The following is a 22945-nucleotide window of genomic DNA, read 5'->3' as shown; positions in this document are numbered from 1 at the left end:
ATGTCGTCCGGGTAGATACAATACAGGTCTGCTCTGTATTGTATCTAGCGTGAAGTCTGACGACGGCGCGCTGCGTGGCCGGCCTCCCGGTCGGCCACGCAGCGCCGAGGCGGACGAGGCGATCCTCGCCGCCGCGACGGAACTGCTGATCGAGCGCGGTGTCGGCCAGGTCAGCGTCGAAGGGGTGGCGCGGCGCGCCGGGGTCACCCGCGCCACCGTGTACCGGCGGTTCCCGAACCTGACCGCACTGCTGGTGAGCGCGGTCGAGTGGGAGTACCGCGACGCGGACACCGGCGGGCTGGAGTGGCCCGGCGTCGACGCGATGGTCGCGCACTGGGCCGCACTGCTGGCGCATCCCCGCGACCGCAAGCTGATGCGCCGCCTGTACGCCGCGGCCGATGACTACCCCGAACTGCTGAAGGCATACGCGGACGCGCACGGCCGCCGCGGTGTCGATCCGGTGCGCGCCACCCTGGACCGGGCACGTGAGGCCGGCGAGCTGCCGCCGCACGTGGACTCCGCCGTCCTGCAACAGATGTTCGCCGGCGCGGCGCTGCTGTACGTGAGCGTGCATCCGGACGACAGCGGCGAAGACGCGATCAAGAGCTGTTTCACCGACATCCTCCGGCAGGTCGGCTACCGGCCCGCCACATCGCGCGAAGGAGCGCACGACGATGAATGACAGCGCAACCGGTTCGCCCGGCGTCCGCCCGGCGAACCAGGAAAAGGCGGACGGTGCGAGTCGGGTGGTCGTGGTGGGCATGCCGGCTGCCGGCCACGTCAACCCGAGCCTGCCGATCGTGCGTGAACTGACGAGTCGCGGTGTGGAGGTCATCTACTACAGCAGCGACGAGTTCCGAGCAGCGGTCGAGGACACCGGCTGCGAGTTCCGCGCCTACCCGGCGGACGCACTCGGTTCGGCCGACATCGCGAAGGCCACGCAGACCGGCGGCCCGGTCCGGGTCGTCGCCCGGATACTGAAGGCCACCGAGACGCTGCTGCCGTTCCTGCTCTCAGAGCTGAAGTCGGAACGTCCCGCCGCAGTCGTGTTCGACTCCAACGCGATCTGGGGCCGCATGGCCGCGGCGAGCCTCGGCCTGCCCATGATCTCGCTGATGACGACGATCATGGTCGGCGGCAAGGACTTCTCCTGCCTGACCGCACGCGAGTGGCTGCACTTCCTCCGCGAGGCCCTCCCCGGTGTTCCTGCCGCGCGGTCGGCGAAGCGCCGCGTGGTGCAACGGTTCGGCAAGCAGTCCTACCCGCCGGCGCCGAGCCTGCCGATGCGCGGCGACCTGACGATCTTCCCGGTACCGAGCCGGATGCAGTCGCCGAACCCCCGTCTCGACGAGCACTGCCGGTTCGTCGGGCCCACGATCTCCGCGGAGCGCCGCGACGACCGGCTCGACCCCGAGCTCGCCGCCTTCGTCGACGGCCCCGAACCGCTGACCCTGGTGTCCCTGGGCACGCTGCACACCGGCAGCGATGCGTTCTTCCGCGCCTGCTTCGAAGCACTGGCGGAACTGCCGGCACGTGTCCTGCTCACGATCGGCTCGCACACCGATCCGGCGAAGCTGGGCCCGCCGCCGTCGAACACGCTGATCCGCGCCTCGGTGCCGCAGCTCGACGTACTGCGGCGCGCGGACGTGTTCGTCACGCACGGCGGGATGAACAGCGCGCTGGAAGGGCTGGCGTGCGGGGTGCCGCTCGTCGTCGTCCCGCAGCAGGCCGAGCAACTGGTCATCGGCCGGGCTGTGGCCGATCGCGGCGCCGGCGTCGTACTCCGCCACAACCTGTCGAACCGGCCGGTTCCCGCCGCTGAAGTGCGCGCCGCCGTCGACCGCGCCCTGACCGACCCGTCGCTGCGCGCAGCGGCACGGGAGGCGGGCGCGTCCATCAGCGAGGAAGGCGGAGCGGTCGCGGCGGCCGACGCCATCCAGAACCACCTGCGTTCCCGGAGCACGCACCGGTGATCCGCCCCGGAACTCGAGCTAACGGAGTTTCACGCCGAGGAACCGCCCCTCGGCGGACACGAGAGCCGTGTCCGGCGCGGCGGCCGTGGCGATCGTGGCGCGCCCGATCGGGTAGTCACCGGACTCGTCCAGCCACGCGGTGAGCCGCAGGGGTGTCTCAAGCGGCACCGGCCGCCGGTACCGCACGGACAACGTCACCGTCACCCCCGGGCGTCCGTTCGCCGCGTGGGCACGGCCGAGCATCTGGTCCAGCAGCAGTGCGCTGATCCCGCCGTGGGCGTATCGGGCCGGGCCCTCGTAGGCCAGCCCGAGCGTGCACGTGCCCACCGCGACGCCGTCGACGACCTCCACGGTCATGGGCGGAGCCATCGGGTTCCCCGGCCCGACGACCGGGTTGTACATGTACGGCCCCGACCTGACCGCGTCGACGGATGCGGGCTCCCCCGGGGTTCTCCGCGCCGTGTTCAACTCCGGGACCAGTGCACGTGCACGCTCGGCGACTCGGAGCAGGACATCCTCTCCGGCCTCCGTGGAGACCGCCGCATCGGCCAGTTCCCGCAGTGCCGCGCCCAGTTCGGCCGCGGCCAGCCGTCGCCTCTGCACCTGCGCGGCCTGCGCCTGCGGGCTCCGATCTTCCATTCGTCTGCTCCCCGGATCGGGCTGCTCGCGAGTTGCCGGTCAGGAACGCGCGGCGAGCCGTTCCCGCCACCACGTGACCGTCGCGGCGAGCGCGTCCTTCGCCGGCGTCGCCTGCTCCCCGAACGTGTCGGTGTAGGCACTGGTATCCACCACGAACGGCTCGTCGAACTGGTAGCGGATCTCGACCAGCTCGCGCAGCAGCGGCGACACCAGACCACCGAGGCGCACCATCGCCCACGGCGTCGCGGCCACCCGGACCGGTGCGACGTCGGCGATCCGGCACATGGACTCGATCGCGCTCCGCGCCGAGTACGGCGGCGGCGTGGGGACGTGCCACACCCGTCCCCACGCCCGCTCCTCCTCGGCCAGGCGGACCAGCGTGCGCGCGATGTCGGGCACGTAGGTCCAGCTGTGCTGCGCGTCCGGATCGCCGAGAACGCGGACCGGGCGGCCCTTGAGCAGCGCGGGCAGCGCCCGCTCGGCCAGGTGCCCGCCCGCCGTCACACCGGGGCCGACGAAGTCCGAGGCACGGGCTTCGGTGACCCGGACGCGTCCGGCCTCGTGGCGTTGCAGCGCGTCCTGCCAGACACGGGCGCGGACCTGTCCCTTGCGGGTGTTCGCCGCGGCGGGCAGGTCCTCGGTCAGCACCGCCTCGGTCGGACCGTAGGCGTAGAGGTTTCCCGCGAGGACCAGCACCGCGCCGCTGCGCTCGGCCGCGTCGAGCAGCGCCGCCGACAGCGGAGGCCAGTCCTCGACCCACCGGTGGTAGGGCGGCGCCGCGCAACCGTAGACGGCCACCGCGCCCTCGCACGCCTCGGCGAGCCTGGCGCTGTCGGAGGCGTCGAGCGCGACCTGCTCGATCGAGCCGTCGGCCCGGCTGGTGGCGGGGCCGCCGGACCGGCTGATCACGCGGACCGCGTGGCCGCGGTCGGCGAGGAGTTCGGCGGTGGCAGTGCCGACCGGCCCCTTGCCGACGACGACGTGGAGGGACATTGCGTCTCCTGGAGTTGGTGTTCGGCGGGATTCCATCAGGAACAACCGACAGCCATCACCGCTCGCGAAGGATGCTGTCAGCTCATTTGCCGTTGTGGTCGGAGAAGCTCACCGCGCGGACGATGCGTGCGTCGACGGCCTTGCCGATCGGTTCGAGCGCCTGCTCCTGCACCGGGCGGTCCACGCGCAGCAGCATGATCGCGTCCGACCCTCCGGAGGTCTGGCTCACCGCGGCCGCGTGGATGTTGGCACCGGTCTCGCCGAGCAGGGTGCCGACTCGGCCCATCACGCCCGGGCGGTCCGGGCACTCCAGCAGCAGCACGTCGCCCTCGATCCGGAAGTCGAAGTGCCTGCCGTCGACCTCGACCAGCTTCTCCACCTGGTTCGGACCGGTCAGCGCACCGGAGACCACGGCGGTGCGGCCGTCGGCCCCGACCGCGCGCAACGAGACGGCGCTGCGGTGGTCCGGGCTCTCCTGCGACACCTTCACCTCGACGTCCACTCCGAACTCCTCGGCCAGTCGCGGCGCGTTGACGAAGGTGACCTGGCTGTCGACCACACCGGTGAACAGCCCGCGCAGCGCCGCCAGACCCAGGACGGACACGTCCTCGCTCGCCAGCTCGCCCACGGCTTCGACCACCAGCGAGCTCGGAGTGCCGGCCGACAGAGCCGACAGCAGCGAGCCGAGCTTCTCGGTCAGCGGCAGGTACGGCAGGACCTCCTCGCCGACCGCACCGCCCCGCACGTTCACCGCGTCCGGCACGAAGTCGCCGGCCAGCGCCAGCAGCACCGAGCGCGCGACATCGGTTCCCGCGCGGTCCTGCGCCTCCGCGGTCGACGCCCCCAGGTGCGGGGTGGCCACCACGTTGGCGAGCTCGAACAGCGGGCTGGACGTGGTCGGTTCGGTCTCGTAGACGTCGATCCCCGCCCCGCCGATGTGACCGTTGCGGAGTGCGTCGGCGAGGGCGCCCTCGTCGATCAGACCGCCACGCGCGGCGTTGACGACCAGCATCGCCTTCCTGGCCTTCTTCAGCTCCTCCGCGCCGATCAGGCCCACGGTCTCGGCGGTCTTGGGCAGGTGGACCGAGATCGCGTCGGCACGCTCCAGCAGCTCCTCCAGGCCGACCAGCTCGATGCCCAACCGGGCCGCGCGGGCGGCGGGCAGGTAGGGGTCGTAGGCGATCAGGTCGGTGCCGAAGGCGGCGACGCGCTGCGCGAACAGCTGGCCGATCTTTCCCAGTCCGACCACGCCGATCGTCTTGCCGTGCAGCTCCACTCCCGTGTAGGAGCTGCGCTTCCACTCCCCCGCCCGCAGGCTCGCGTCGGCCGCGGCCACGTTGCGCGCGACCGCCAGCAGCAGGGCGACCGCGTGCTCGGCGGCCGAGACGATGTTGGACGTGGGGGCGTTGACCACCAGCACGCCACGCTCGGTCGCCGCCGGGACGTCGACGTTGTCCAGGCCGACCCCTGCGCGGCCCACCACCTTCAACCGGCTCGAGGCGCCCAGCACCTCGGAATCGACCTGCGTCGACGAACGGACCAGCAGCGCATCGGCCTCGGCCACGGCGTCGAGCAGCGCTTCGCGGTCGGTCCCGTCCACGTGGCGGATCTCGACATCGGTGCCGAACTCCTCCGCCACCGACGGCGCGAGCTTCTCGGCGATCAGGACAACAGCACGGCTTGCGTTGGTCACGGGTACCTCCGGACGCGGGGGAGCAGAAGCGGGCACGCCGTTGTGCCGGGCCGGGCACCGCCGTTGCGGCCGACGATGCCCGGCCTTGACGAAGGCGTTGACGCCGGCGGCGTCACATGCCCAGGTGTTGCTTGAGGAAGCTGGTGGTCACCTCGCCGGCCCGGAAGCTCGGGTGGGCCAGCACCTCCTCGTGGAACGGGATCGTGGTGCGCACCCCCTTGCCCTCGACGCGGAACTCGCCGAGTGCGCGTTGCATCCGGTCCAGCGCCGCCTCGCGGTGCGGGGCCCAGGTGATCAGCTTGGCGATCATCGAGTCGTAGTACGGCGAGACCGTCGCTCCCGGAACGCAGTGGGAGTCGACCCGCGTCCACGGTCCGTCCGGCGGGACGTAGGCGTCGAGCCGTCCCGGGGTCGGCACGAACCCGCGGTCCGGGTCCTCGGCGTTGATCCGGCACTCGATGGCGTGGCCGCGGATCTCGACGTCGGCCTGCTCGACCGACAGCCGTTCCCCCGCCGCGACCCGGATCTGCTCGGCGATCAGGTCGACTCCGGTCACCAGCTCGGTGACCGGGTGCTCCACCTGGATGCGCGCGTTCATCTCCATGAACCAGAACTCGCCCGCGTCGTCGACGAGGAACTCCATGGTGCCGGCGCCCCGGTAGCCCACCGCCTTGGCGCCTCGCAGCGACGCCTCGCCGAGCGCCTCGCGCAGCGCGGAGTCCACGTACGGCGAAGGCGCCTCCTCGATGAGCTTCTGGTGCCGCCGTTGCACCGAGCAGTCCCGCTCGCCCAGGTGCACCGCCGCGCCGTAGTCGTCGCACACGACCTGCACCTCTGTCAGCAGCTCCACGGCCATCCGGGTGTCGACCTCGCTCGTCCAGCGCTCGACCGGGGCGTCCAGGGTCGACTCGCCCTCCGAGGCGCCCGCGAGCTGATACAGGTTGATCACCACCTGCACCTGCTCCAGTTCGTCGCGGGCGGCGGCGAGCGCGTCCTCCAGCCGCTGCGGGTCGGAGAGGTCGACCTCGGCCGCACCGTCGATCCCGGCGCCGGCAGGGCTGACCACCCGGACCCCGGCACCGGCGTCGGTGAGCCGGGGCAGTAGCTCGCCGCAGACCTGACCGTTCCGGTCGGCGATGACCACGACTCCCTTGCCGGACAGGGAGAAATCCGCGCTCGCGGACAGCGGCCGCTCGACCGCCACCGGCAGGTAGCGGTGCGTGACGGTTTCCAGCTCGCGCTCGAGGACCGGTGTGTAAGCCGGACGCGCCGGCGTCACCGACACCGCGGACGGCGTCTCGCCCGGCTCGGGCAGGTCCGCCACGACGATGAAGTCGATCACCTTGCGCAGGGTGTTGACCTCCGAAAGATCAACCTCCACATCACCGGAAATCCCGAAATGCCCCCGCACCGCGGTCAAAACCTCAACCTGCTTCACCGAGTCAATACCCAGATCAGCCTCAAGCTCCAGATCCAGCTCCAACAACTCCAACGGATAACCCGTCTTCGCCTGAGCCGTATCCAACACCACACCACTGACCTCGGACACATCCCGACCGGCCACCGGCGCCGCCTCCGCGGGGGCCGCCTCCTCGACGGTGTCCTCGGCCGGCGCGACAACGGCAGCGGGGCAGGGTAGAACAGCACGTGAAGCCTCTGCGTATTCAGGTTGATCTTGGTCGACAACCCTTTTACCAGGGGCTTCGCCTATGCGCGGACCCGCCCTACCCAAGATCAACCGGTATCGCCGCAGAAACCCCTACGTCCCAACGCATCCAGAGCAGGATGAAAAGCGCTCACTGAACCGAGACGACTGGTGACAAAACTTGGCTCCACCACGGGTACGGAAATCATCGGCCGAGCGCGCGAAATCCGAGATCACCTCGCCAAACGGCCCGCTCCACTGGGATGCTGTCGGCGCCCTCACCTTGACAGGCAAGTGGCGACTTGCCTATAACTGTGTCCGTGGACGCGGACCCCGACCTGTTCAAGGCCATCGGCGACGCGACGCGGCGCACCATCCTGGACGAGCTGACCGACAAGGACGGCCAGACGCTGTTCGAGATCTGCGGCCGGCTGACGATGAAGCACGGCCTGGCCTCCTCGCGCCAGGCCATCTCGCAGCACCTCGCGGTGCTCGAACAGGCCGGCCTGGTGCGCACAAGGCGGCAGGGCCGCTACAAGTTCCACCACATCGACACGAGCCCGCTGCGCTCGATCGTCGAGCGGTGGCCCATCGACCGAGAGGAACCGAACCCGTGATCCGCGTCAACATCACCAGCGTGTTCGTCGACGACCAGGCCAAGGCGCTCGCCTTCTACACCGAGAAGCTGGGGTTCATCAAGAAGACCGACGAGCCCGCGGGCGGAGCCCGCTGGCTCACCGTGGTCTCCCCCGCCGACCCGGACGGTGTCGAGCTGCTGCTGGAGCCCGACGGCCACCCCGCGGCCGGCCCGTTCAAGCAGGCGCTGGTCGCCGACGGCATCCCGTTCACCCAGTTCGCCGTCGACGACGTGTTCGCCGAGGTCGAGCGGCTCAAGGGGCTCGGCGTCGAGTTCACCCAGGACGCGACCGACCTGGGACCGGTGGTCACCGCCGTATTCGACGACACCTGCGGCAACCTGATCCAGCTCGCCACCATGAAGTAGTCGCTCACCCCGCGCCACCGGGCATCAGCCGGTTCGCCGCCTCAGGAGTTCCGAGACCAGGTCCTGATGCGGCCGCCGGCGCTCGCCGGCCGGTCAGCCGACCTTGAACGAACCTGCCGGACGTCCGTCCTGGTTCCTGGCCGAGCCGTCCTGGCCCGGCAGGACCGTCGCGTGCGAGCTGCCCGAGCAGTCGGTCGAGTTGTAGAACACGACCTTCTTGTCGGTCGAGTTGATCGCGCCGACGACTCGGCCGCTCTCGTACGGGCTGCTGTAGCAGCGACCGTCGGACGGGTCCCAGATCACCGCCGTTCTCTGGCTGATCAGGTCCAGCTGCAGCGGACCTGTCGAGGCGACCGCGGATCCCGCGGCCATGGCCAGACATCCCGCACCGACAACCACGGACAAGCTCATACGGCGCATGTGCATGAAGCTCTCCTCGATCGGTTCCAACGGAGCTGCAACGAGCACACCTGCGCACGAAGGGGGCCGCGGCGCCGAGCCCACCATCCGGCGACGCCGGTGGCTCGGCGAGCCACGGTCCGCTCCACCCGCCCGGCCACGCTGACGGCACCGGAGACCTAGAGGTTGATCCTGATCCCATGCCGGCCGGCGGCCTTCGCCTGGTACATGGCTTCGTCCGCTCGAGCGAGGGCCCTGTCCGGGCTGTCGTGGTCGTTGAGTCCGACATAGCCCAAGCTGGCGCTGACCACACAGGGGGAGCCGCAGACGAAGACGGGTTCGTCGAACGCCGACTGGATGCGCCTGCCGAATTCACAGGGATCGTCGGGCGCGGGGTCGAGGAGGATGACGAACTCGTCGCCGCCCATGCGGGCAAGCGTGTCCGTGGGCCTGATGCGGGCGTTCAGCCGGGCCGCGACCGTGCACAGCACGGCGTCTCCGGCCTCGTGCCCCAGGACGTCGTTGATCTGCTTGAAGTGGTCCAGGTCGGCGTACAGGAGCCCGAGACGCCGGGGCAGCCGGTCGCGCGCGAGAGCCTTGTCGAGCTGGAACAGCAGGAGGTTCCGGTTGGACGCGCCGGTGAGAGGATCATGGGTGGCCTGGTACGCCAGCTGCCGCCGGGCCGCCGACAGCTGGCGCAGGGTGAGGACCTGGCGCAGGACGACCAGCGCCACGACGGCTATGAGCGCGTACACCTCGCCGACATGCGGATCACCGGTGGTGAGCGTCGTGAACAGGGTGAATCCACACACCGCGGCGAACGGAACATACGGCAGGAACAACAAGGGCGTGCGGGGCGCCATTCGCGGGAACTGGCGATTCGGAGCGAGCGCGGCCAACAAGAACAGCATTGGCCCGACCATGTAACCGACATCCGCAGCAAGCGGTGCCGTCAACGAACTGCTGATCGTGTAGACGTAGACCGCATCGGAAAGACCGATGGCGAGAAGACCCAGTACGAGCCATATCATGGGAAGCCGCAGCATCCCGTACAACGCGATGGCGAACAGGATCGCGACGACGATCAGAATCAGGTCCGCCAGGGTGTAGGAAGTCACCACGAGAAGCCGGTCGACACGCACTCCGTCGGCATGCCGGACCGCGTTGACGGTGAGCTTCCAACTCAACGCCACCAGGCTTCCCACGATGATCAGCCCGTCAAGCACGACGACCGCGTGCGGCGGCACCACGTCGTGTTCTTCGACCTTGCCGCGGTCCTCCCTCGCCATGCTGAGCACAGCGAAGAAGGCGAAGAAAGGAAGACCGAGGTAGAGGGCGTTCGCAGCGTTCGGGAAGGCCCACGGGTCGATGCCGCGGTACCAGGTCCACAGCGCGTGGGCAGCGGCGAACCAGGCGAGCGCCACGACCATCAGCCATCGCCACCGCCGCTCGGCACCGGACTGGCACCACCCCGTCCACGCGAAGGCGGCGGCCGCGGCCACGGCACCCACGACGCCGGTCAGGTCACCGATGAGCTCACTGGCCGCGGGCTCCAGCGAGCCCGATATCACCACGCCGACGACAGCGATGCCCACGACGGCCACACCGGCCGCCGTTCGACACCAAGCCTGTCCTTCGCGCATGTTGGACCTGGTCTCACCGGTCGTGACGTCGCCGACGCCAGAACGGGTGGTTGGACGAGTCATCCGGCCCGCGAGTTCACGATAGCGCCTTCCTGACGCGCGACACCCTGACCGGCGGTGACGCCGGTCCAGGACCTCGCCCGGGCTCACCCGAGGCCGCGGCGACAGCGGCCAGGACGTGGATCTCCATGCCAGGGCGAAGCGCCCGCGCCGGCGGCTCACTCGCCGGTATCGCCGATGCTCTCCGCCCTGGCGGGAGAAAAGGCCGTCACCAGCGTCGCCACCCCTTCTCCGATCACTGCGCCCTCAAGCGCTTCGGACGAGCAACTCCTCCAAGCGCGGCGACTCGGCACCGATCGTTGTTGCGGGGCCGTGGCCTGGGTACACCGTCGTGTCCGGGTCAAGCCCCAGCAGCCTGGTGGAGATCGACCTGGTGATCGCCGGGAAGTCCGAGCAGCGGCTCCCGGTGGCGCCAGGGTCGTCGGCACCGAGCGTGTCACCGGAGAACAACCAGCCTTGCTCGACCGCATGCAGGCAGACACTTCCCCACGTGTGGCCGGGCGTGTGCAGGATTTCCAGGTCGATCCCGGCGACCGTGAGCACCTCCCCGTCGGACAGCGTCCAGTCCGGGGCGCGGTCCGGGTTGACCTGGTCCCAGAGCGCGCGGTCCTCCGCGTGGATCAGCACCGGGGCACCGACCTCGTCCGCCAGCGGCACGGAGGCGTTGATGTGGTCGTTGTGCCCATGGGTGCACGCGATCGCGGTGACCCTCCGGTCACCGATCGCGTCCATGACCAGTTCGTGGTCGTGCGCGGCATCGACAACGATCACCTCACGGTCGTCGCCGACCAGCCAGACGTTGTTGTCCACGGCCGTCGTCGCGCCGTCGAGGATGTGAAGTCCCGACGTCAGAACCTTGTGCACACGCGCGGCCATCACCGGACGACCACCGTGCGCAGCACGTTCCAGGACAGAGCCGGCACCTCGGCAGGCGCACCTCCGTCGCGTGCCAGGACACCACCGACCTCAAGACGCACGAAAACTCCTCGCGAGCAGAACAAGCGCATCTGTTGCGCATAAGTCAACAAGTTCCTTAATGCGAGACATGCTGCGGACGCGGCGGCTCCCTGTCAAGGGCCACGGCAGCTCCACTCCAGGGCTACCGCCAGGTAGCGGCGCGCAGCTCGCCCAGTGGTCGAACCAACTGCGGCAAGCAGGCGAAACCCGCCCAGGAGAGCCCGAGGAACCCCTTGACGGCCACACGTCGTTCAGCGATCCTTGTTGCTCATTACGCCACCTGTTCTGTTATCCGCAACGCTTGGAGAGGGTGCTCATGGTCGCCGTGTGCCGTGTCGAGGAGCTGCCGCCGGGGGAGTCGACCCGGGTCTGGGCGGACGTGGCCGTGGCCGTGTTCAACGCCGACGGTGAGTTCTACGCGGTCGACGACACCTGCACGCACCAGGACGCGTCGTTGTCGGAGGGGTTCCTGGAGGGCTGTTTCGTCGAATGCCCGCTGCACGCGGCGTTCTTCGACCTGCGCACCGGGATGCCGACCTGTCTGCCCGCCAAACGGCCGGTGCGCACCCACCCCGTGACCATCGAAGACGGCGTGATCCACGTACACGTCACCGCAAACACCAGCCAGTCGACCCACGAGCGGGAGCAGCAGGTCGTCGCATGAAAACAACCGGGGCGGCAGGCGCCTCCCCCGCCGGGTTCTCCGCGGCGCGGCACCCGCACCGACAACTCGCACACGAAAAGCACGGCGACTGACGCAAGACATTCATAAAACCCCGACTCCGATCATCGAAACCCTCGAAAATCGCATCTCGCTGCGACGGTATCCCGCTGCCACGGCAGGACGGGATACCGTCGCAGCCTGTTTTCCACGTTACCTCCGAAGAACATTCCATTGTGGATCCGGATGAATTCTTGACAGCTCGCCCGATGCGCGTCAGGGTTCATACGCACTCGATATGCCGCCCACTTTCCCGACATTGGTAGGGCTTTTGTCCCGGTACTCATCTTCGCGGTGTGCCGAGAGATCCAGTTCCACCCGACTTCAGTCCGCGATCGGACACCTGAATCCTGTCCTCTTCGACGAAACGAGAGGAGGCGGCGTCCACCGGGACGCCGAACGGCATGACTCCGCCCAATCCCACCACTTCCCCGGATCACTGTCCTGATCCCCCTGAATCCCGCCCAGAAGCCGACGAACCGGCTCGGGTCGACCGGACCGTCTTCGGCGTCGCCGCCTTCCTCGCCCTGGCCTTCGTCGCATGGGGCCTGTGGCGAACCGACTCGCTGAGCTCACTGTCGTCCGCCGTGCTCGACTGGTTGATCGTCAACGGTGGCTGGGCGTTCATCCTCGTCGCCAGCGGCGTGGTGATCTTCGCGCTGTGGCTGGCCGGCAGCCGCTACGGGCGCATCCCGCTCGGCGCCGACGGCGAGCCCGCCGAGTTCAAGACGGTGTCCTGGGTGGCGATGATGTTCAGCGCCGGCATGGGCATCGGGCTGATGTTCTACGGCGTGAGCGAGCCCCTCGCGCACTTCACCGCCCCACCGCCCGGGACCGCCCCTCCCGGCAGCGACGCGGCGATCGAGACCGCCATGGCCACCTCGCTGTTCCACTGGACTCTGCACCCGTGGGCGATCTACGCGGTCGTGGGACTGGCCATCGCCTACAGCAGCTTCCGCCGCGGCCGCAGCCAGCTGATCAGCTCGGTCTTCGCGCCGCTGCTCGGGCGAAGGACCGCGAGCGGCCCCATCGGCAAGCTGATCGACGTACTGGCGATCTTCGCGACCCTGTTCGGCTCCGCCGCCTCGCTGGGGCTGGGCACGCTGCAGATCGGCAGCGGGCTCCAGGCCAGCGGCTGGCTGTCCGGCTCCCCCGCGGTGGGACTGCTGGTGGCCGTGATCGGGGTCCTGACCGTCGCGTTCATCGCCTCGGCGGTCTCGGGCGTGGCCAAGGGCATCCAGTGGCTGTCCAACATCAACATGGTCCTGGCCGCGGTCCTCGCGGTGTTCCTGCTCGCGGTGGGGCCGACCGTGTTCATCCTCGACCTCGTGCCGTCGGCGATCGGGAACTACTTCCGCGACGCCGGCGAGATGACCGCGCGCACCGGTGCGACCGGCGGAGCGGCCATGCAGCAGTGGTTGTCGTCGTGGACGATCTTCTACTGGGCGTGGTGGATCTCCTGGACGCCGTTCGTGGGGATGTTCATCGCCCGGATCAGCCGCGGCCGCACCATCCGCCAGTTCGTCCTGGGAGCGGTGCTCGTGCCCGCCACGGTGAGCGTGGCGTGGTTCGCCATCTTCGGCGGGACCGCGATCGACGTGCAGCGCCACGGCACCGACCTGGCCGGCGCGGGCGCGGCCGAGGCGCAGCTCTTCGACGTGCTGGCGCACTTCCCCCTGGGTGCGGTCACCGGTGTCCTGGTCATGGTCCTCGTGGCGATCTTCTTCGTCTCGGGCGCCGACGCCGCGTCGGTGGTGATGGGCACGCTGTCGCAGCGCGGCTCGATCAACCCGCGCAGCTCGGTGGTCGTCTTCTGGGGTGTGGCCACCGGAGGAGTCGCCGCGGTGATGCTGATGGTCGGCGGTGGCACCGACAACGCGCTCACCGGTTTGCAGAACCTGACAATCATCGTGGCGGCGCCGTTCACCGTGGTCATGGTGCTGCTCTGCGTGGCACTGGCGAGGGACCTGCGCAGCGATCCCCTGATCCTGCGCGCCGAGAAGGGCGCCGAGATCATCGAAGCCGCCGTCGTCACGGGCGACGACCGCTATGACGGCGACTTCCAGCTCCAGGTGGCCGGAACCAACGGCGACACCGACGACTTCGATCCGGCGGAGACGGACCAGGAAGCACCGGCAGCGGACGGAGCCCCTCCGGACACTGTGGACGATATTGGCCCCGACGTCGTTCGAGACGCGTTCGAAATTCACTGGATCGAGGAGCGGAACGCAACCACGCCGCAATAGTGGAGGCGGCTTCTACCCGGACACCGTCGTCTGCCGAGATCGGAGGCCCCCGTACGCCGCACGGAGGCCTCCGATCTCGATCGGGTCAGCACAATGGTGATGAGCGCCGGCTCTCGCGCAGGACTCCACTACGGCGCCCGCAGTGCGCTGTCCAATGCCTTCATCAGGTGCGCGACACGGCTCTTTCCCGTGGGAGCCAGGGGATATCGACCGAGAACGTCGATCAGAACAGGCGTAGCGCGCTGACGCGCTTGCCGGATCAGCTCGTCTCCCACGACGGGGTCACCGCCGGCGCGGAGCTCGGCTGCCCGCGCCGCGCCCGCGGTCGCGCGCAGGATGTGGCCGACCTGGGTCGCCTTGGCAAGGGGGTGCAGGTACGCAGCGGATGCCGCGTCGCCCGCAGCCCGCGCGGCATGGCCTGCGGCCTCGTCGGCGGCAGCTTTCGCCGCGCGGTGCGCATCCAGCGAGGCGACGCGCTGCAGCTTCGTTCGTGGAGCGCCGTTGGCGAAGGTCCATGCGGCCTCGACGGCGGCGCGGGGCCGCGGGTCTTCGGGATGCGCGTCCTCGAAGATCGCCAGGACTTCTTGCGCGCTCTCGACCGCGTAGCGGGCCACGGCTCGCAGCTCGTCCATGGTCAGCTCGAAATCGCCTGGTCCGACGGGCATGCCCGCCATTCTGGCCCGGTGCGACGACGCCCGTTCACCAGCCCGCCGTTCTCCGGCTCGGCCTCCGCCGGCAGTGGGTCCGCACAACAGCGGCGGCTCCCCCGGCCGGATCAGCCGGGGGAGCCGCTTTCAGTTGTGGGACTTCCTGTCAGCCGCGCGCAGACACGCGCGAGGCACCGCTCAACCGCGCGCGACCCACTCCTCGAACTGGGACCGGACCGCGCCGATGGTGGTCGACTCGCCGTGCCCGGGCCGCACCTCCGTCTCCTCCGGCAGCGGCAGCAGCCGGTCGCGGATGGAGGACACGATCACGTCGTAATCCGAATACGACCGGCCGGTCGCGCCAGGGCCGCCTGCGAAGAGCGTGTCGCCGGTGAAGACTGTGGCAAGAGCCGGGACGTGCAGGCAGACCGCGCCGGGCGCGTGGCCCGGGGTGTGCAGCACCCGCACCTCGATCCCGGCGACCTGGAAGACCTGGCCGTCGGCCAGCTCCCCGTCAGGCTTGCGGTCCGGGTGCGTGAGGTCCCACAGCACCTGGTCCTCGGGGTGCAGCAACACCGGCGCGCCGACCTGCTCGGCCAGAGCCGGGGCCACGCGCACGTGGTCGTCGTGGGCGTGGGTGCACAGCAACGCCCGCACGTGGCGTCCGCCCACGAGCTCGCGGATCGCGGCCGCGTCGTGCGGGGCGTCGATGACCACGCATTCCTGGTCATCACCCACCACCCACACGTTGTTGTCCACGTCGTAGGTTCCGCCGTCCAGCGAGAAGGTGCCCGAGGTGACGGTGTGATCGATGCGAGCGGTCATCAGAGCGTCACCACCGAACGCAGCACCTCGCCGCGGTGCATCTTCTCGAACGCCTGCTCCACCTGGTCCAGGGCGATCTCCTCGGTGACGAACTTCTCCAGCGGCAGGCGTCCCTGCTGGTACATCTCGACCAGCATCGGGAAGTCCCTGCTGGGCAGGCAGTCTCCGTACCAGCTCGACTTGAGGGCGCCGCCGCGGGCGAACACGTCGATCAGCGGCAGCTCCAGCTGCATCTCCGGCGAGGGAACACCGACGAGCACGACCGTGCCCGCCAGGTCCCGGGCGTAGAACGCCTGGGTGTAGGTCTTCGGGATGCCCACCGCGTCCACCACCAGGTCGGCGCCGTTGCCGCCGGTCAGCTCGCGAATGGCCTCCACCGTGTCGCTCTCGCCGGCATTGACCGTGTGGGTCGCACCGAACTGGCGGGCCCAGTCCAGCTTCACCGGGTCGGTGTCGACGGCGATGATCTGGCGCGCTCCGGCCAGGTTCGCGCCGGCGACCGAACCGGCGCCGACGCCGCCGCAGCCGATGACGGCCACCGAGTCACCGGGACCGGCCTGCCCGGTGTTGACCGCCGCGCCGATCCCGGCCATCACGCCGCAGCCCAGCAGGCCCGCCACCGCGGGCCGGGCGGACGGGTCCACCTTCGTGCACTGCCCGGAGTGGACGAGCGTCTTCTCCGCGAAAGCGCCGATCCCGAGCGCGGGCGACAGCGGGGTGCCGTCCTCCAGCGTCATGGGCTGAGCGGCGTTGTGGGTGTCGAAGCAGTACTGCGGCTTGCCGCGCCTGCACGCACGGCACAGACCGCAGACCGCGCGCCAGTTCAGCACGACGAAGTCCCCGGGTTCGAGGTCGTGCACGCCCTCTCCGACGGCGTCGACCACACCCGCGGCCTCGTGGCCGAGCAGGAACGGGTAGTCGTCGCTGATCCCGCCCTCGCGGTAGTGCAGGTCGGTGTGGCAGACACCGCACGCCTGCACCCGCACCACCGCCTCACCCGGCCCGGGATCGGGGACGTTGATCGTCACCACCTCGACCGGCTTTCCCTTCCCGGCGGCGACGACCCCACGCACTTCGGTCATGAGGTACTCCTTTCGGTTTCGCTGTGGCACGGCTACGCGGCGGACGAGGGAACGTCCGCCGCGTAGCCGTTGTCAGGTAGGTCGTGTTCGACGACCGTCAGGGCTCTTCGACAAGCGGCGGAGCCGCCTGCGGTACTTCCCGGAACCCTCTTCAGGCAGCGCTGGGCCGCCTGTACTCGGTGGCCGCGTCGGCCAGCCAGTCCGCGAGGTAGCGGGAGAACGACGAACGCACGAAGACCCAGAAGCCCGGCACCGCGGCGTGCCGGCGCACCAGGACCACCTCGGCGCGGGCGAGCATCGTCTGCGCGCACCGCCCCGTCTCGAAGCTGCGGGGGTGCAGGTCGAGAGCGCAGCCCTTGTTCAGCAGCTCCTCGGCCTTCGACCCCGCCACGTCCACGATGGTGCGGTGGGCCGAGACGTCCACGATCGCGGCGTGCTCCGCGCCCACGGCGTCGGCCAGCGTGCTCTGGAGCGCCTCGGCGGCACCCTCCTGGCCGACCAGGAGCCACTCGTCCGGCCCCATCCACAGGACCAGGACGCTCCCGGAGACCGCGACCTCGCCGGGCTGCTTGGGAAGCGTCGTTCCCAGTGCGGTCCCCACCCGTTCCGCCGCGGCACCCTTGGGGTCGAGGCGAAGCGTGATCTGGGCCTTGAAAGGCACCTCGCTGATCTCCAGGACACCGGGAACCGAAGCCTGGGCCAGCAGCTCCGCCCGGGAGGCCAAGGGAGATGCGCCGTGGATCTCAGCCATCGCGGCGTGCTCCTTCCTTGTCGTAGAAGACGGGCTCGGTGATCGTGACCGCGGCGAGCCCGTCACCCGCGGTGGAGTAGATCGTCTCGCCGATGCGGTCGCGGCCGCCCTTGACCAGGGCGAGGGCGAATCCGCGCCGCAGCGCGGCACTGCGGTAGCTGGAGGTGACGTGGCCGAGCATCGGCACCGGCGGTTGCGGCAGCTCGGAGTGCTCCACCAGCTGGGCTCCCTCCTCGAGCACCAGGTCCTCGTCGGCGGGCAGCAGCCCGACCAGGTGCTTGCGGTCCGTGCGCGAGGTGTCGGCACGGGTGAAGGAGCGCATGCCCAGGAAGTCGTCCTTCTTCTTCGACACCGCCCAGCTCATGCCGAGGTCGTGCGGAGTGATGGTTCCGTCGGTGTCCTGGCCGACGATCGGGAAGCCCTTCTCCGCGCGCAGGACGTGCATCGTCTCGGTGCCGTAAGGCGTGATGCCGAACGGGGCGCCCGCGTCGACGAGCGCGTCCCAGACCCCGCGACCGTGCCACCAGGGCACGTTGATCTCGAAGGCGAGCTCGCCGGAGAAGCTGATCCGGCACACCCGCGCCCGCTGTCCCGCGACGGTCCCGTCCTGCCAGGCCATGAACGGGAAGTCGTCGTTGTCCAGGTCCATGTCGGACGCGACGCGGGCCAGCACCTCGCGAGAACGCGGACCCACGAGGGCGATCGTGGCCCACTGCTCGGTGACCGAGGTGAGGTGCACCTCCAGGTGCGGCCACTCGGTCTGCAGCCAGTCCTCCAGCCACTGCAGCACCCCGGCGGCACCGCCGGAGGTGGTGGAGATCAGGTAGCGGTTCTCCCCGGTGCGCGTCACCGTGCCGTCGTCGAACACCATGCCGTCGGCGTGGCACATCAGGCCGTAGCGGATGCGGCCGACCTTGAGGGTGCTCATCTTGTTCGTGTAGACGAGGTCGAGGAACTCGGCCGCGTCCGGACCCTGCACGTCGATCTTGCCCAGGGTCGAGACGTCCTGGATGCCGACGCCCTCCCGGACGGCCTGGCACTCGCGCAGGACGGCGGTCTCCATGTCCTCGCCGGGACGCGGGTAGTACCAGGGCCGCTTCCACTGACCCACGTTCTCGAACGGGGCGCCCTGCTCGACGTGCCAGTCGTGCATGGCGGTGACCCGCACCGGGTCGTAGAGGTCGCCGCGGTCCCGGCCCGCCAGCGCCGCGAAGGTCACCGGCGCGTAGGGAGCGCGGAACGTGGTCGTACCGACATCGGCGATGTCACGCCCGAGCGCCTCGGTGATGATGCCCGTCGACAGGATTCCCGAGGTCTTGCCCTGGTCGTGGGCGGTGCCGATCGTGGTGTAGCGCTTGACGTGCTCGACCGAGTGCAGACCCGCCCCGACCGCCCTGCGGATGTCGGCGACGGTGGCATCGCGCGCCAGGTCGACGTACTGCGTGTTGCCCGCCGAGTCGGCGGGGCTGGGCACCAGCCACACGTTGCGGCCCGCCAGGACCGGCGGGTTCGCCGCTCGCGGAACCGGACCGGCCTCGGCGTCGAAACCGGCGGCGACGGCGGCGTCCCGGCCGGCGACGGCGCCGGTGCGCAGGCAGTCGGCGGTGGCGAATACGCCTGCCGCCGCACCGGCCGAGCGCACCGACCGCGCGGACCGGTCGGGCACGAACGCACCGATCTGCTCGGCGAACCGCAGCGTGCCCCTGGACTGGCTGTGCAGGTGGACCGCGGGGTTCCAGCCGCCGGACACCAGCAGGACGTCGCAGTCGATCACCTGACGCACGTTGGTCATGCGGTCGGTCGGGGTCTCCCAGCGGGCCACGTGCACGTGGGAGATCCGGCCGGTGCCCGAGGTGCTGACCACGGCGGCTTCGGGGTGGATCGGGATGCCGCGCTCGATGCAGTGGGAGGCCCAGCGGGTCGACACCACGTCGCGCACGTCGATGATCGCCGCGATCGCCACTCCGGCGTCGTGCAGGTCCACCGCCGCCGCGTAGGCACTGTCGTTGGCGGTGAACACCACCGCGCGACGCCCCGGCACGACTCCGTAGCGGTGCAGGTAGGTCCTGGCGGAGCCGGCCAGCATCGTGCCCGGACGGTCGTTGCCCGCGAACACCAGCGGCCGCTCGTGCGAACCGGTCGCGAGCACGACCTCGCGGGCCCGGATGCGCCAGATCCGCTGCCTGCTGGGCGCGTCCTCCCCGCGGTTCTCCACCGCGACGAGGTAGTTGTCGTCGTAGTGCCCGAACACGGTGGTGCTCGGCAGTTGCCGCACCTCCGGATAGGTGGCCAGCTCGGCAACGGCCCGCCGCACCCACTCCGTGGCGGGGGCGTCGTCGAGGCGCTCACCGATGCCCAGCAGGCTGCCGCCGAACTCCGTGTCGGCGTCGGCGACGATCACCCGCGCACCGCTGCGCGCCGCGCTCAGCGCGGCGGAGAGCCCGGCGGGTCCCGCGCCGACGACGAGCACGTCGCAGTGGGCGTGCATGGTGTCGTAGCGGGCGGGGTCCCCTTCCTCGGCCAGACGTCCCTGACCGGGCAGGCCGGTGGCTTCGAGGCCGTCGCGCAGCGGAACCGTGGTCGCGGTCAGCATCGGTTCCGGGAACGGCTTCTCGATCTGGACCAGCGCGTTGGGTTCCTCGACCCCGGCGGCCATGATCCCGCGCGGCCGGCCGTGCTTGATGCTGGTGCCGACCTGGTGGACACCGTTGGCCAGCAGCGCCGAGGCGAGCGTGTCGCCCTCGTAGCCGACGTACTCGCGGCCGTCGAAGCGGAAGCGCAGCGGACGGTCGCGGTCGATCCGGCCGCCTTCGGCAAGCCTGAACTCGTTGCTCACCTGGTCACCGTCCTCGTGGTCGCGTCGTGTGCGGGGCGGATCTCGTTGGTCAAGGTGTCGCGCTCGACGTTGAACCACCGGCGGCACCCGGCCGCGTGGACCCAGCGCTCGGCGAACACACCCTTGGGGTTGTCGCGGTAGAACAGGAACCGGCCCCATTCCTCATCCGACACCGTCCCCGGGTTCTCCGGATACCGGACATCGGCCTGACCGCCGTAGTGGAACTCGCTCTCATCACGCGGCCCGCACCACGGGCAAGGGATCAGCATCATCGGGAAACTCCTAGTGGGCCACGCCGGCCGCGCCGTGCTCGTCGATCAGGGCGCCGGTGGTGAAGCGGTCGAGGGAGAACGGGGCGTTGAGCGGATGCGGCTCGTCGTGGGCGATGGTGTGCGCGAAGCACCACCCGACTCCGGGCGTGGCCTTGAACCCGCCGGTGCCCCAGCCGCAGTTGACGTACAAGCCCTCGAACGGCGTCAACCCCATGATCGCCGAGGCATCCGGCGTCACGTCGACAACACCGCCCCAGGTGCGCAGGACGTGGGCGCGCGCGAACATCGGGAACAGCTCGACCGCGGCGGCCATCTGGCGTTCGATGGTGTGGAACGCACCCCGCTGCGAATACGAGTTGTAGGCGTCGATTCCCGCGCCGAGGACGAGTTCGCCCTTGTGCGCCTGGGAAACGTAGACGTGCACCGCGTTGGACATGACGACCGTGGGGTGCACCGGCTCCAGCAGCTCGGAGACCAGCGCCTGCAACGGGTGGCTCTGGATCGGCAACCGCAGGCCGAGCGAGTCGGCCAGCACCGAGGTGTGCCCCGCCGCCGCGAGCGCGACCTTGCCCGCCCGGATGTCGCCGCGGGTCGTCTCGACGCCCACGATCCGGTCGCCGACCCGCTCGAACCCGGTCACCTCGCAGTTCTGCACCAGGTCCACGCCCATGCGGTCCAGCGCGCGGGCGAAGCCCCAGGCGACGTAGTCGTGCTTGGCGATACCCGCCCGCGGCTGCCACGTCGCACCCAGCACCGGGTAGCGGATGTCGTCGGAGACGTTGAGGATCGGGCAGATCTCCTTGACCTGCGCCGGGTCCAGGAACTCGGCGTCGATGCCGTTGAGCCGGTTGGCGTTGACCCGCCGGACGCTGTCGCGCACCTCCTGCAGCGAGTGCGCCAGGTTCAGCACCCCGCGCTGGGAGAACAGCAGCGGGTAGTCGAGCTCGTCCTCCAGCCCCTCCCACAGCTTCAGCGCGTGCTCGTAGAGCCCGGCGCTCTCGTCCCACAGGTAGTTCGAGCGGATGATCGTGGTGTTGCGGGCCATGTTCCCGCCCGCCAGCCATCCCCGCTCCACCACGGCCATGTTCGTGATGCCGTGGTTCTTCGCCAGGTAGTAGGCGGTGGCCAGACCATGTCCCCCGCCACCCACGATGACCACGTCGTAGGACGGCTTCGGGTCGGGGTTGCGCCAGAGCCAGTCCGGGTGGTCGGGCAGGTCGGCGCCGGGAGTGCGCGGCGTCATCAGAACCCTCCGTTCAGGTGCGGGTAGAGGGGGAACTCGGTGGCCAGCGCCTCGACCCGGGCGCGCAGGGCCTTGGACTCGGTGTCGCCGAGGCCGGGCGAGAGTGCTTCGGCGATGATGTCGGCGACCTCGGTGAACTCGGTCTTGCCGAAGCCGCGGGTGGCCAGCGCCGGGGTGCCGATGCGCAGGCCGGAGGTCACCATCGGCGGGCGCGGGTCGTTGGGCACCGCGTTGCGGTTGACCGTGATCCCGATCTCGTGCAGCCGGTCCTCGGCCTGCTTGCCGTCCAGCTCCGAGTCCCGCAGGTCCACCAGCACCAGGTGCACGTCGGTGCCACCGGAGACCAGCCGGACCCCGGCCTTGGCCGCGTCGTCGGCCAGCAGCCGCTCGGCCAGGATCTTCGCGCCTTCCAGGGTGCGCCGCTGCCGGTCGCGGAACTCCTCACCGGCGGCGAGCTTGAACAGCACCGCCTTGCCCGCGATCACGTGCTCCAGCGGACCGCCCTGCTGGCCGGGGAACACCGCCGAGTTGAACTTCTTGGTGAACTCCTCGTCGCCGGACAGGATGACCCCGCCGCGCGGGCCGCCGAGGGTCTTGTGCGTGGTGGTGGTGACCACGTGCGCGTGCGGCACCGGGTTCGGGTGCAGCCCCGCGGCCACCAGCCCGGCGAAGTGGGCCATGTCGACCATCAGGTAGGCCCCGACCTCGTCGGCGATCTCGCGGAACCGTGCGAAGTCCAGCTGACGCGGGTAGGCCGACCAGCCCGCGATGATCATCCGCGGCTGGTGCTCGCGGGCCAGCCGGGCGACCTCGTCCATGTCGACGCGGTGGTCGTCGTCGCGGACGTGGTAGGGCACCACGTTGTAGAGCTTGCCGGAGAAGTTGATCCGCATCCCGTGGGTGAGGTGCCCGCCGTGGGCCAGGTCCAGGCCCATGATCGTGTCACCGGGCTTGAGCAGCGCGAACATCGCCGCGGCGTTGGCCTGCGCACCCGAGTGCGGCTGCACGTTGGCGAACGAGGCGCCGAACAGCTCCTTGACCCGGTCGATGGCCAGCTGCTCGACGACGTCGACGTGCTCGCAGCCACCGTAGTAGCGCTTGCCCGGATACCCCTCGGCGTACTTGTTGGTCAGAACCGACCCCTGCGCCTGCAACACCGCCTGCGGCGCGAAGTTCTCCGAAGCGATCATCTCCAGCGTCGTCTGCTGACGACCCAGCTCAGCCCCCACCGCCGCAGCCACCTCCGGGTCGACCGCCGACAGCGCGTTGTTGAAGGTGCCGCTGGCACCATCGTTGCTGGACAGACTCATGCGATTC

Annotated in this window: 21 protein-coding genes; 6 read left to right on the top strand and 15 right to left on the bottom strand. The window is 70.0% G+C overall.

Going from position 1 to position 22945, the window contains the following annotated elements:
- Positions 1-49 precede the first annotated feature (49 nt).
- Together HUO13_RS16620 and HUO13_RS16615 are read left to right on the top strand one after the other, a co-directional pair.
- Positions 50-682 carry a TetR/AcrR family transcriptional regulator gene (locus HUO13_RS16620; RefSeq protein ID WP_211902225.1) on the top strand — a complete coding sequence of 211 codons (633 nt, stop codon included), beginning with the start codon at positions 50-52 and terminating at the stop codon, positions 680-682.
- A complete protein-coding gene (locus tag HUO13_RS16615) occupies positions 675-1973 on the top strand; it encodes a macrolide family glycosyltransferase (protein ID WP_249124914.1) in 1299 nt (432 codons plus the stop codon). Before HUO13_RS16620 ends, HUO13_RS16615 begins: the two co-directional genes overlap by 8 nt.
- An 18-nt stretch (positions 1974-1991) precedes the next feature.
- Here the strand turns inward: HUO13_RS16615 and HUO13_RS16610 are convergent, their stop codons facing one another.
- The 4 genes from HUO13_RS16610 to HUO13_RS16595 all read right to left on the bottom strand — a co-directional run bounded on the left by HUO13_RS16610 (position 1992) and on the right by HUO13_RS16595 (position 6826).
- Positions 1992-2612: a PaaI family thioesterase gene (locus tag HUO13_RS16610; RefSeq protein ID WP_211902224.1), complete on the bottom strand. Its 621-nt coding sequence runs from the start codon at positions 2610-2612 to the stop codon at positions 1992-1994.
- Positions 2613-2651: 39 nt separating this feature from the next.
- A complete protein-coding gene (locus HUO13_RS16605; protein WP_211902223.1) occupies positions 2652-3605 on the bottom strand; it encodes an NAD-dependent epimerase/dehydratase family protein in 954 nt (317 codons plus the stop codon).
- 82 nt (positions 3606-3687) lie between these two features.
- Entirely contained in the window at positions 3688-5298 is a 1611-nt protein-coding gene (gene serA / locus HUO13_RS16600; RefSeq protein WP_211902222.1) for a phosphoglycerate dehydrogenase, read from the bottom strand.
- A gap of 112 nt (positions 5299-5410) precedes the next feature.
- On the bottom strand, positions 5411-6826 hold the full coding sequence (locus tag HUO13_RS16595; protein ID WP_249125133.1) for a phosphopantetheine-binding protein: 1416 nt from the start codon (positions 6824-6826) through the stop codon (positions 5411-5413).
- Positions 6827-7263: 437 nt separating this feature from the next.
- On the opposite strand from HUO13_RS16595, the gene HUO13_RS16590 reads away from it, so the two are divergent.
- Positions 7264-7560 carry an ArsR/SmtB family transcription factor gene (locus HUO13_RS16590; protein ID WP_211902938.1) on the top strand — a complete coding sequence of 99 codons (297 nt, stop codon included), beginning with the start codon at positions 7264-7266 and terminating at the stop codon, positions 7558-7560.
- Positions 7557-7946 carry a VOC family protein gene (locus tag HUO13_RS16585; protein ID WP_282976689.1) on the top strand — a complete coding sequence of 130 codons (390 nt, stop codon included), beginning with the start codon at positions 7557-7559 and terminating at the stop codon, positions 7944-7946. Before HUO13_RS16590 ends, HUO13_RS16585 begins: the two co-directional genes overlap by 4 nt.
- 93 nt (positions 7947-8039) lie before the next feature.
- Here the strand turns inward: HUO13_RS16585 and HUO13_RS16580 are convergent, their stop codons facing one another.
- The 3 genes from HUO13_RS16580 to HUO13_RS16570 form a co-directional block, all read right to left on the bottom strand.
- Positions 8040-8372, bottom strand: coding sequence for a hypothetical protein (locus HUO13_RS16580; RefSeq protein WP_211902220.1), 333 nt, complete (start codon positions 8370-8372; stop codon positions 8040-8042).
- 152 nt (positions 8373-8524) lie between these two features.
- Positions 8525-9949, bottom strand: coding sequence for a GGDEF domain-containing protein (locus HUO13_RS16575; protein WP_211902219.1), 1425 nt, complete (start codon positions 9947-9949; stop codon positions 8525-8527).
- Positions 9950-10294: 345 nt separating this feature from the next.
- Positions 10295-10924: an MBL fold metallo-hydrolase gene (locus HUO13_RS16570; RefSeq protein WP_211902936.1), complete on the bottom strand. Its 630-nt coding sequence runs from the start codon at positions 10922-10924 to the stop codon at positions 10295-10297.
- Positions 10925-11321: 397 nt separating this feature from the next.
- Here HUO13_RS16570 and HUO13_RS16565 point away from each other — a divergent pair, with 397 nt between their 5' ends.
- On the top strand, positions 11322-11669 hold the full coding sequence (locus HUO13_RS16565) for a bifunctional 3-phenylpropionate/cinnamic acid dioxygenase ferredoxin subunit (protein ID WP_211902935.1): 348 nt from the start codon (positions 11322-11324) through the stop codon (positions 11667-11669).
- 461 nt (positions 11670-12130) lie between these two features.
- Positions 12131-13972, top strand: a complete 1842-nt coding sequence (locus HUO13_RS16560; protein ID WP_211902218.1) for a BCCT family transporter — start codon at positions 12131-12133, stop codon at positions 13970-13972.
- 128 nt (positions 13973-14100) lie between these two features.
- Here the strand turns inward: HUO13_RS16560 and HUO13_RS16555 are convergent, their stop codons facing one another.
- The 8 genes from HUO13_RS16555 to glyA form a co-directional block, all read right to left on the bottom strand.
- Complete coding sequence (locus HUO13_RS16555) at positions 14101-14637, bottom strand: putative immunity protein (protein ID WP_211902217.1); 537 nt, start codon at positions 14635-14637, stop codon at positions 14101-14103.
- A gap of 180 nt (positions 14638-14817) precedes the next feature.
- Positions 14818-15444 (bottom strand): MBL fold metallo-hydrolase, encoded by a 627-nt coding sequence (locus HUO13_RS16550; RefSeq protein WP_211902216.1) that lies wholly within the window; start codon positions 15442-15444, stop codon positions 14818-14820.
- Positions 15444-16526: an S-(hydroxymethyl)mycothiol dehydrogenase gene (locus HUO13_RS16545; RefSeq protein WP_211902215.1), complete on the bottom strand. Its 1083-nt coding sequence runs from the start codon at positions 16524-16526 to the stop codon at positions 15444-15446. The genes HUO13_RS16550 and HUO13_RS16545 overlap by 1 nt, the downstream gene beginning before the upstream one ends.
- 151 nt (positions 16527-16677) lie before the next feature.
- On the bottom strand, positions 16678-17277 hold the full coding sequence (locus tag HUO13_RS16540; protein ID WP_211902214.1) for a sarcosine oxidase subunit gamma: 600 nt from the start codon (positions 17275-17277) through the stop codon (positions 16678-16680).
- Positions 17270-20113, bottom strand: a complete 2844-nt coding sequence (locus HUO13_RS16535; RefSeq protein ID WP_211902213.1) for a sarcosine oxidase subunit alpha family protein — start codon at positions 20111-20113, stop codon at positions 17270-17272. Before HUO13_RS16535 ends, HUO13_RS16540 begins: the two co-directional genes overlap by 8 nt.
- Positions 20110-20385 (bottom strand): sarcosine oxidase subunit delta, encoded by a 276-nt coding sequence (locus tag HUO13_RS16530; protein ID WP_211902212.1) that lies wholly within the window; start codon positions 20383-20385, stop codon positions 20110-20112. The genes HUO13_RS16535 and HUO13_RS16530 overlap by 4 nt, the downstream gene beginning before the upstream one ends.
- 10 nt (positions 20386-20395) lie before the next feature.
- Entirely contained in the window at positions 20396-21628 is a 1233-nt protein-coding gene (locus HUO13_RS16525) for a sarcosine oxidase subunit beta family protein (RefSeq protein WP_211902211.1), read from the bottom strand.
- Entirely contained in the window at positions 21628-22938 is a 1311-nt protein-coding gene (gene glyA, locus HUO13_RS16520; protein ID WP_211902210.1) for a serine hydroxymethyltransferase, read from the bottom strand. Before glyA ends, HUO13_RS16525 begins: the two co-directional genes overlap by 1 nt.
- Positions 22939-22945: the final 7 nt, after the last annotated feature.

Origin of the sequence: Saccharopolyspora erythraea (assembly GCF_018141105.1) — a bacterium.
GTDB lineage: Bacteria > Actinomycetota > Actinomycetes > Mycobacteriales > Pseudonocardiaceae > Saccharopolyspora_D > Saccharopolyspora_D erythraea_A.
The sequence above is the reverse complement of the archived record's forward strand: the minus strand, read 5'-3'. Positions and strand labels throughout refer to the sequence as shown.

What these genes read in the sequence shown, in the direction of transcription:
- HUO13_RS16615 (WP_249124914.1), top strand. Translation starts at nt 675, where the DNA reads ATGAATGACAGCGCAACCGGTTCGCCCGGCGTCCGCCCGGCGAACCAG.
- HUO13_RS16610 (WP_211902224.1), bottom strand. Translation starts at nt 2,612, where the DNA reads ATGGAAGATCGGAGCCCGCAGGCGCAGGCCGCGCAGGTGCAGAGGCGA.
- HUO13_RS16605 (WP_211902223.1), bottom strand. Translation starts at nt 3,605, where the DNA reads ATGTCCCTCCACGTCGTCGTCGGCAAGGGGCCGGTCGGCACTGCCACC.
- HUO13_RS16580 (WP_211902220.1), bottom strand. Translation starts at nt 8,372, where the DNA reads ATGCACATGCGCCGTATGAGCTTGTCCGTGGTTGTCGGTGCGGGATGT.
- HUO13_RS16570 (WP_211902936.1), bottom strand. Translation starts at nt 10,924, where the DNA reads ATGGCCGCGCGTGTGCACAAGGTTCTGACGTCGGGACTTCACATCCTC.
- HUO13_RS16565 (WP_211902935.1), top strand. Translation starts at nt 11,322, where the DNA reads ATGGTCGCCGTGTGCCGTGTCGAGGAGCTGCCGCCGGGGGAGTCGACC.
- HUO13_RS16560 (WP_211902218.1), top strand. Translation starts at nt 12,131, where the DNA reads ATGACTCCGCCCAATCCCACCACTTCCCCGGATCACTGTCCTGATCCC.
- HUO13_RS16555 (WP_211902217.1), bottom strand. Translation starts at nt 14,637, where the DNA reads ATGCCCGTCGGACCAGGCGATTTCGAGCTGACCATGGACGAGCTGCGA.
- HUO13_RS16550 (WP_211902216.1), bottom strand. Translation starts at nt 15,444, where the DNA reads ATGACCGCTCGCATCGATCACACCGTCACCTCGGGCACCTTCTCGCTG.
- HUO13_RS16545 (WP_211902215.1), bottom strand. Translation starts at nt 16,526, where the DNA reads ATGACCGAAGTGCGTGGGGTCGTCGCCGCCGGGAAGGGAAAGCCGGTC.
- HUO13_RS16540 (WP_211902214.1), bottom strand. Translation starts at nt 17,277, where the DNA reads ATGGCTGAGATCCACGGCGCATCTCCCTTGGCCTCCCGGGCGGAGCTG.
- HUO13_RS16530 (WP_211902212.1), bottom strand. Translation starts at nt 20,385, where the DNA reads ATGATGCTGATCCCTTGCCCGTGGTGCGGGCCGCGTGATGAGAGCGAG.
- HUO13_RS16525 (WP_211902211.1), bottom strand. Translation starts at nt 21,628, where the DNA reads ATGACGCCGCGCACTCCCGGCGCCGACCTGCCCGACCACCCGGACTGG.
- glyA (WP_211902210.1), bottom strand. Translation starts at nt 22,938, where the DNA reads ATGAGTCTGTCCAGCAACGATGGTGCCAGCGGCACCTTCAACAACGCG.